Origin of the sequence: Cellulophaga sp. BC115SP (assembly GCF_009905545.1) — a bacterium.
Classification (GTDB): Bacteria; Bacteroidota; Bacteroidia; order Cytophagales; family Spirosomataceae; genus Flectobacillus; species Flectobacillus rivi.
Window position 1 is genome coordinate 197,547 of sequence record NZ_JAAALB010000009.1, and the last position, 8,032, is coordinate 205,578.

Annotated in this window: 6 protein-coding genes; 1 reads left to right on the forward strand and 5 read right to left on the reverse strand. The window is 35.0% G+C overall.

Going from position 1 to position 8,032, the window contains the following annotated elements; genetic code table 11:
• Nucleotide 1: 1 nt before the first annotated feature.
• The 5 genes from GVN22_RS09780 to GVN22_RS09795 form a co-directional block, all read right to left on the reverse strand.
• Nucleotides 2-3,169, reverse strand: a complete 3,168-nt coding sequence (locus tag GVN22_RS09780; protein ID WP_166550844.1) for a TonB-dependent receptor — start codon at nucleotides 3,167-3,169, stop codon at nucleotides 2-4.
• Between the two features lie 455 nt (nucleotides 3,170-3,624).
• The gene (locus tag GVN22_RS28080) at nucleotides 3,625-3,753 is read right to left on the reverse strand and encodes a hypothetical protein (protein WP_255494263.1); all 129 of its coding nucleotides are present in this window, start codon (nucleotides 3,751-3,753) and stop codon (nucleotides 3,625-3,627) included.
• 452 nt (nucleotides 3,754-4,205) lie between these two features.
• Complete coding sequence (locus GVN22_RS09785; protein WP_166550845.1) at nucleotides 4,206-4,571, reverse strand: hypothetical protein; 366 nt, start codon at nucleotides 4,569-4,571, stop codon at nucleotides 4,206-4,208.
• Nucleotides 4,572-4,579: 8 nt separating this feature from the next.
• The gene (locus tag GVN22_RS09790) at nucleotides 4,580-5,326 is read right to left on the reverse strand and encodes a hypothetical protein (protein WP_166550846.1); all 747 of its coding nucleotides are present in this window, start codon (nucleotides 5,324-5,326) and stop codon (nucleotides 4,580-4,582) included.
• A 563-nt stretch (nucleotides 5,327-5,889) separates the two neighbouring features.
• Nucleotides 5,890-6,084 carry a hypothetical protein gene (locus GVN22_RS09795; RefSeq protein WP_166550847.1) on the reverse strand — a complete coding sequence of 65 codons (195 nt, stop codon included), beginning with the start codon at nucleotides 6,082-6,084 and terminating at the stop codon, nucleotides 5,890-5,892.
• Between the two features lie 1,766 nt (nucleotides 6,085-7,850).
• Here GVN22_RS09795 and GVN22_RS09800 point away from each other — a divergent pair.
• On the forward strand, nucleotides 7,851-8,032 hold a 182-nt coding region (locus GVN22_RS09800), incomplete at its 3' end, for a hypothetical protein (protein ID WP_166550848.1).

Below are 8,032 nucleotides of genomic sequence, written 5' to 3' on the forward strand. Positions count from 1 at the left end.
CTTAAAATCCAACATTGATACCGAAAGTAAATGTACGTGCCTGACCTACAGAGTTTTTCTCTACGCCTGGCGTCGTATTTGAATTACCATTTACCGATGATTCTGGGTCTGTTCCTTTATAGCCTGTGATCAGGAAAAGGTTTGAGCCTTGTGCAAATAGTCGCACCGAAGCGATACCTGTTTTACCCAACCAAGCACTTGGTACACGATAACCCAATGAGAGGTTTTGTAGACGTAAAAAATCTGCTTTTTGAACATTTCCAGAAATTGGGAAAGAAGAACCGCTCGACGTTTGGTCATTGTACACCAATCGTGGTACATCGGTAATATCTCCAGGTTTTTGCCAGCGAGTCAAGATTTCTGTAGAGTTGTTGTAAGCACGTTGGTCTAGCAAAGTAGCACGTGTACCATTCTGAATATAGTTACCACCCGAAAACGAAAGGTTGAAGCCTAGATCAAAGTTTCCGTATTTGAAATTATTAGACCAGCCACCATACCATGTCGGCAATGTATTTCCTAGTAAATAATAGTCAGCACCTGTAATAGCTGGCGCTTTTTCACCATTCAAGTACGTCCATTGACTTTCACCTGAAGCAACGACCTGACTGTATTGTACCTGTTCTCCTTTAGCATTAATAAATATTCTTCGACCATTGGCTGGATTTACTCCTGCAGTTTTTGCACCATATAAACTACCTACCGAATAGCCAACTCTAGTTACGTTGGTAGTTTCGTAAGATACGTGAGTTGTTCCAACAATATCGGTATTACCTTCTGCCAAAGCCGTTACTTTGTTTTGGATAGTCGTCAAGTTTAAAGAAGTGTTCCATGAGAAATTACCTTTTTGCAAAACAGTCGCATTGATTCCCAATTCCACACCACGGTTATACATCGAACCAACGTTTCCTAAGATAGCATTGCCAGGAATACCTTTTGAAACTGCTTGTGGAGCACTCAAAATCAAGCCATTAACATCGTTGTTGAAATAGGTTAGCTCTACTTGAACACGGTTGTTCCACAAGCCGAAGTCTGCTCCAATATTGGTTTGGTTACTAGTTTCCCAACCTAAATTCGGGTTACCCGCTTGCGACAGCGACCATGTTGGTACACTTCCATACAATGAGCCACTGTATAATTCTAGTGAACTAAAAGCATCACTCAAGTTACCATTACCTACACGCCCCCAGCTTGCACGAATTTTGATATTTGATAATACAGAAGCGAGACTTGTGTTTTTGAAGAAATCTTCTTCTGACAAAGCCCATCCACCAGATACACCACCAAAATTGCCATATTTTTTACCTGCACCCAAGGCAGAGTTTCCATCACGACGGAAATTGAAAGTTAGGAAATACTTTTTGTTATAATCATAACTCAAACGAGAGAAGAATGACAAGAATGTTTTTTCACTAATATCATTTCCTGTAGCCGAAATAGCACCCCAGTTTCCTTGGTAATTTTCAAAATAAGGATCTGCACTTTGCGTACGTGAAGCTCCCCAAGAATTATAGGTCAGTTTTTGAATATCGTAACCCGCCAAAGCCGACAAGCTATGTTTATCAAACAAAGTCGTTGAATAATTAAGGGTATTTGTCCAGTTCCAGTTATCTCGAATAGCCGTAACATTGGCAGCATTTCCTTTACTCGAATACCCATTTCCTTGGATTGGGCTATCATAGCTATAAGTATCTGTACGTAAACGGTCTACTGCATACGTCGTTGTAAAATCTAAGTTCTTGTATAACTTCGCCACTGCCGAAATATTAGCAATCACACGGTCATTGGTAGAAGTATAATTATTCTCATTCAACAAGGCTACTGGATTTCCCCAGTTACTTACCACTTGGTTGTTGCCCATTCCAATGGTATTTGGACTCGAAGGATTGATATTGTATGAGCCATCCGCATTAAACGCTGGAACGTTTGGAGGTAAAGCAACTGCCAAACGAGCTGCTCCTACTAAGAAAAAGCTAGAGTTTGCTAGTGAACCAGCATAAGGCGATTGGTTGAAACTTGTATTATAGGAAATACCACCCTTGAGCTTTAACCAAGAATTTACCTCTTGATCAATGTTAAAACGAAGTGCTTTACGCTTAAATTCGTTGGTTACCAAAAAGCCTTTTTGGTCTGTAAAATTGGCAGAGAAATAGTAAGTAGTACCATTATTTCCACCCGACACACTTAAGTTATGGCTTTGAGAAGTACCTCTTTGATAGATATAGTCATACCAACGTGTATCAATCGCACGATTGTTGGCATCATAATTTGGAAAGAATAAAGCCGATGCGACAGAGCTATTATTCTGATTTCCTCCCAATATTTTTGCATTTAATACTGCTTCATTTTTGATAGAAATATATTGTTCTGCATTCAAAACTTCAGGTAAACGAACTACGTCTGAGAAGCCTGTCCATACTTCATAGTTGATTTTGGCTTTGCCAGATTTTCCTCTTTTGGTAGTAATCAACAATACCCCTGCGGCAGCTCTGGAGCCATAAATAGAGGTAGATGCTGCATCTTTCAACACGTCAATCGACTCAATATCAGCAGGGTTAATATCTCCAAGGGGGTTGTTTGGCACAGCGGTTGAAGTAGAGACATTACCCGTATTAATTGGTATTCCATCGACCACTACCAAGGGATACGAACTCAAAGAGATAGAGTTGACTCCACGGATACGAATAACTGGAGGGTTATTCAAAACGCCATTGGGCTGAGCAATATTTACCCCAGCAGCACGACCTTGCAAGGCTTGATCAAAGCTTTGAACGGGTTGTTCTTTAATGACTTCGCCACCGACACGTACCGCAGAACCCGTAAACTCCGCTTTAGTTTGTGTACCATAACCAATTACTCGTACTTCAGTAAGTTCTTTGTTTTCTTCTATTAATTCTACAGACAATATAGAGTTATTGGTTAATTTTTTTTCAATAATCCCAAATCCAATAAATGAGAAAACCAAAGTCTGGTCTTTTTTGGCATTAATTTTAAAACGCCCATTAGCATCTGTTACAGCACCTATGGTAGTGCCTTTGATACTTACCGAAACACCTGGCAAAGCCTGTCCAGTAGAACGCTCTTTAACAACACCTGTGATGGGCTCAGTCTGTGCCCAGACCTGCCAAGTGATACTAAAAAAGAGTATTAATAGTAAAAATTTATTTCGCATAATGGTCTTTTGTTGATTTGTAAACAATGTAATTCAAAAAATTAGAGCATAGTTATCCTGTTTACAGACTTTGCGCAACAGCCTGTAAACCTATTTATTTTATATAATTGATGGCTTTGTTTTTTGGATAAATCAATTAATCTATAAAAACTATAGATTTTATATGCAAATATGTTGTATGAATTATTTACACCCAAATCTTTTCTTAAAAAAATTTAAGAATATCTACAAATTGAAGGTATTATTCAAAAATAAATTCAAATATTACAACTACCATGTTAATGCAGAATGATGAGTTAGTGCTGCACGAAGGATTTCCAATAATTGCGGATTTGGGATTTCTGATTTCGGAAATAAAGTAAAATACCTTTATTTTTTACAAAACATAATAGTTTACACTTCCTAAATCCAACATCCGCTATCCGAAATAGACAGTTTCTACCATCGCTAGAGTTTTATTCAACGAGTCTAGCGTAAGTAATTAGCCAAGTATTGAGAGAATAGGTTAGCAGGTTTGTGGCTGTCGCCAGTTTGGTGGAGATAACTCCACCAAAGGCTGAAATACCTCTGTTTTTTTTTGCCATCGTTGGAGTTATCTCCAACGAGTCTGGCGTTAGCAACAAGCCGAGTAATGAGGGTATAAGTTAGTTAGTCTGTTGCTGACGCACAGTTGTTGGAGACAACTCCAACAAAGGCTAAAGTAATTAGCCAAGTATTGAGAGAATAGGTTAGCAGGTTTGTGGCTGTCGCCAGTTTGTTGGAGACAACTCCAACAAAGGCTAAATGAGGGCATAAATTAGCAGTTTTTTGCCATCGTTGGAGTTATCTCCAACGAGTCTGACGTTAGCAACAAGCCAAGTAATGAGGGTATAAATTAGTTAGTCTGTTGCTGACGCACAGTTGTTGGAGACAACTCCAACAAAGGCTAAAACTCCAACAAAGGCTAAATTAGCCAAGTATTGAGAGCATAAGTTAGCAGGTTTGTGGCTGTCGCCAGTTTGGTGGAGATAACTCTACCAAAGGCTGAAAAATCTTTTTATATCTTATATTTCCAAATAATTATATCTTTTCTTAAGCTATTTATAAAACTTTGATTTTCCTCAAAGTCCTTAAATTTCACATAAGTGCCATCACATTCCCTAACTTCACACAAAACACAATTGTCAGGAAAATTCTCTACAACGAGAATATCACGTGATTTATATTTTTCCAAATACATCACACACCTACTACAATCTCCATAATCACCTTTCTGCATTTTCTCAGTAAAATCCTTTAACCAAGGAAGGTTTGACACAGGGTTTATAACCCCACACACAGTCTCATTTACAATATCTTGCTTTGAACAAGCAAATGATATCAATATGAATAGAGTGAATATTAATAATCTTCTAATTTTCATGACTATGTTTAGTTATGTTTTAACAGGTAAACTTTCGAATTTTCCTCAATTATTGTTGGGGATGAAGTATCTAAAAACATTGCCTTCTCTAAAAAGAATTTCAATTTTTTGTTTTCTACAATTTCTCTTTCAAATGGTGCATAGTTAATATTATCAAGCAATCTAGCTAAGAGTAAAAGTGTTGTTGAACAACCAAATAGTCCATAGATATCTGGATTACTTTTTTTCTCAGAAAGTTTCAATAATGTATTTTTAATTAATAAATCTTTATCATTCTTCGTAATTTTTTGCAAAATGCTTTTTTCGGCTAACAATAACTCTAATGCCATCATCTTAAATGCAAGCGTTCCTTGAATTGAAGGACTTTGTGCCAACTTAACCGAATCAATAGATTGATTCTTGTAATAGATTAAACACTCACTTGGCGTATCAGAGCGGGTTAACAGTTCGGAAAGAGCATTAGAATTTTGTTGCACTTGTTCAAAACCTTCTTGCAAACTATTAAAAGCTGTCATGTCCATAAGTAACGGATAATCCAAATAAGCTGAAATCAAGGTCGAAGTTGCCATATTTTTCAATAGATCCGTTGGTATTTTACATGCTTCTACCATTTGACTATGGCTTTTAAAGCTTTTCCACACCTCCATTCCTGGCTTAATCGGATACTCATAAGGCTCTCTCAACGACTGAGCCTGTGCTTGGGTTACTAAAAAAAATACTAAAAAATGAAGATAGATAAGAAACGTTGTTTTCATTTAGATTCAACTTTATAGTTTAAAATAATACAAATTAGAGGATTTTTAAATTAACATCGTTTTGATACAAAAGTATATTAGTCTTGAACCCAATAAGACAAAATGGCATCAAATTTGTTACCATGAGCAGGGAAAAGTACCAACAATTATGCTATCGTTAGAGCTATCTCCATAGCCTTACGGCTATGGAAAAAATAATATCTTTGGAGTAAGATTTGTACAGTTCTACTCCTTTTTTTTCTCTTTTTTAGCTCTCATCCATACTTCTTCAAAATACATTTCAACCACTTTATTAGCCTTTCATTTGTTTATGGAGATGATGCCAAAATACTTTTAAGTTTTTTTACAATTTTATAAGCTTTCCATTGACTAAGTTCATAATCTTGTTATTCTCCGACAAAATCATTGAAAAGGCTTTGAATATAGCCACTTAATAGAATGTCAATTAGCTTCGCGTAGAGATAAAACTCAAACCGAGCAATACTCTTTTTACCTCTTTTATTAATTTCAAAACACTCTTCCAAATTTTAAAAAGAACGGAGGAGCCCGCCCGGTTCAATTTGTCATCTAAGTCTATAAAATGGATAAATTTGACTTGTTTTAAGCAGTACTTCTGGTTCATTGGTAATAAAAATATTGTAATGAGCTAATTCTTTCTTGAAATCAGAATTTCCATAAAGAACTAGTTTATTTTTGAACTGGTTTTTCTCTTTAATTTCATACTTTTTGAGACGTTTTTGAGCAATATCTGATGGCATTTTTTGTAAATGTAAGCGTACTTTAGGTTTATTATTTGAAAATCCTAGGTACACCTCTCTATCAAAGGTATCTCCTTGGATTTCATCAAAAATAGAACTCCATTCTATAGGCTCATATATTCCATCATTAAAATCTGTACTTACACTTTATGCAAATATTATATTCGAACTGTAAGGGTCAGCATAAATCCAAGGATAATTTGTAACAAAATAGTAATATGAAATGCTTGGATATTTGGGCGAGTGCATGTCAACAATTCACTAGCAAAACTCAATTTCATCATAATATCTAGCACCAAATTAATTGATTCCATCTAAGCCAAATATGATGTCAATGGTATTTCTACTTCGGAGATGAAAATCTGTGGAAATATCTTTTTTAATTAGGCAAGAAGCAAACTCAACAATATGGATAACTATTGATTCATGAACTAAATCATCTAGATTATAACTCCAGCTCATTGTTAAAAAACTTGCTGTTGGATTAAGATAGATATTCGATATTTCTATTGGGGTACCTTGATTTTCTTTGATTGGAAGATTTCCCAAATAGACATTTTCATTACCCTCTTTATATCCTATTACATTTATTTGATTTGATATATTCTTTTCTGGTTTTAAGTTTATTTAGTACTAAAGGATCATCTTCATCAAAAAATGTAAATTCGAATTCTTTCCCAATAAACTTCTCGGTATTAATCTGGAAAAGTTCAATGCATTCACTACAAGTATTTCTGGGGGAGATTCCCCCTTATTAGAAACATTTATGGAGTAATAATTTAGTGCTTTTTCGAAATCGATCACCTCTGGTGCAATTTCCCAAACGTTTGAAAAAATATCTGATTTAATTTTTTCGACATTAAATTCTGAGTCAAAACTCATTTTTAGTGTCACCTGCGCTTATACAATTATACTAAATGGCAGATATTATTCCTTTTCAGAAACTGCGCATTCTTTGTAAAGTGTAGGAGACATTTTTTCTAACTGAAACCGAAGTTGTGATTTGATTTTAATGGTAATAACATGAAGCAAAAGAAGAGAAGGTATATCCCTAAAATTCTGGTCTGTAGATGTATTTTCATAACTATAGGTTTTGACTTATTGAGATGACGAACTTACGATAGCAAATATATTCATCATATTCATGAAAACAAATTATTTGAAGATTTTTCAACACAAACGATGAAAATATTGACATTTGATAATTAAATAAACAAATATGTGTTTTTCAAATCGTAGGTCATATTACTTTTTCACAATAATTAAGAGCTCGAATTTGATGGTTCTCTCATTATTTTAAAGTCAAATCTATGGAGAATATAGCTCTGATACTTATCTTAATGCTTAGGGAAAAACTTAAATTATTTTGTACGGATATTTAGATTAATGAATGTAGAAATACTCAGAAAAGACTGACACTTTTCATTAACAGTTAAAATAACTAGATAACTGGATTGTCAAACTCGTTGGCATAGTATCAAGGTAATCCTATAAAATCATAATACGCCTAATTACAGAATTTAAATATTAGAATATAGGAAGCATATCAAATTTGTAATGAGCAGAGTATTCCATTAATTCATACAACCGTCGATTAATGTTCTACCACTAACAAATTTTTATTTTTTGGTAGCAAAAATATAATGGCCAGTCAGTCTGCTGATAACAGAACCAGTTGCTTTTGCTACCAAAAACTTCTCAAGCTTTGCCTGAGCAGGACGATATCAGGAATTATAAAACTAACTATTGCTACCAAAACCACTAAAATGAAAAAGACACTACTCATTATCGCAACTATTGTATTAGCAGTAATTACCTACTTCATTGGAAAATCGAAGGGATGGTGGAATTTATTTTCTAGCTCCACAAACCCTTCAACAAACAAATCAAGTAAATCGAATGCTTTGACCAAAATATCCAATAAAATCAGAGCCATTGACACAACAGT